General features: G+C 43.7%; 1 protein-coding gene. It reads left to right on the plus strand.

Annotation, left to right across the window (positions count from 1 at the left end; translation table 11 throughout):
- The first annotated feature begins 163 nt into the window (after window positions 1-163).
- Complete coding sequence (gene aph(3')-Ia, locus PG879_RS20425) at window positions 164-979, plus strand: aminoglycoside O-phosphotransferase APH(3')-Ia (protein ID WP_000018329.1); 816 nt, start codon at window positions 164-166, stop codon at window positions 977-979.
- Window positions 980-1,193: the final 214 nt, after the last annotated feature.

A 1,193-nucleotide genomic window follows, 5' to 3' on the forward strand; every position in this document is an offset into this window, starting at 1 on the left:
TGAATGGGTTCATGTGCAGCTCCATCAGCAAAAGGGGATGATAAGTTTATCACCACCGACTATTTGCAACAGTGCCCTCTGATGTTACATTGCACAAGATAAAAATATATCATCATGAACAATAAAACTGTCTGCTTACATAAACAGTAATACAAGGGGTGTTATGAGCCATATTCAACGGGAAACGTCTTGCTCGAGGCCGCGATTAAATTCCAACATGGATGCTGATTTATATGGGTATAAATGGGCTCGCGATAATGTCGGGCAATCAGGTGCGACAATCTATCGATTGTATGGGAAGCCCGATGCGCCAGAGTTGTTTCTGAAACATGGCAAAGGTAGCGTTGCCAATGATGTTACAGATGAGATGGTCAGACTAAACTGGCTGACGGAATTTATGCCTCTTCCGACCATCAAGCATTTTATCCGTACTCCTGATGATGCATGGTTACTCACCACTGCGATCCCCGGGAAAACAGCATTCCAGGTATTAGAAGAATATCCTGATTCAGGTGAAAATATTGTTGATGCGCTGGCAGTGTTCCTGCGCCGGTTGCATTCGATTCCTGTTTGTAATTGTCCTTTTAACAGCGATCGCGTATTTCGTCTCGCTCAGGCGCAATCACGAATGAATAACGGTTTGGTTGATGCGAGTGATTTTGATGACGAGCGTAATGGCTGGCCTGTTGAACAAGTCTGGAAAGAAATGCATAAGCTTTTGCCATTCTCACCGGATTCAGTCGTCACTCATGGTGATTTCTCACTTGATAACCTTATTTTTGACGAGGGGAAATTAATAGGTTGTATTGATGTTGGACGAGTCGGAATCGCAGACCGATACCAGGATCTTGCCATCCTATGGAACTGCCTCGGTGAGTTTTCTCCTTCATTACAGAAACGGCTTTTTCAAAAATATGGTATTGATAATCCTGATATGAATAAATTGCAGTTTCATTTGATGCTCGATGAGTTTTTCTAATCAGAATTGGTTAATTGGTTGTAACACTGGCAGAGCATTACGCTGACTTGACGGGACGGCGCTTCCCTACCCTCATGGCCGCCTCCCAGGAATCGACCCAGGTGCTTATCGTGGACATAATCCTTTACTCATAAATTGGCACTGTTGCAAAGTTAGCGATGAGGCAGCCTTTTGTCTTATTCAAAGGCCTTACATTTCAAAAACTCTGCTTACC

The sequence above is a fragment of the Aeromonas sp. QDB63 genome (assembly GCF_027707425.1).
GTDB classification, from domain to species: Bacteria; Pseudomonadota; Gammaproteobacteria; order Enterobacterales; family Aeromonadaceae; genus Aeromonas; species Aeromonas caviae.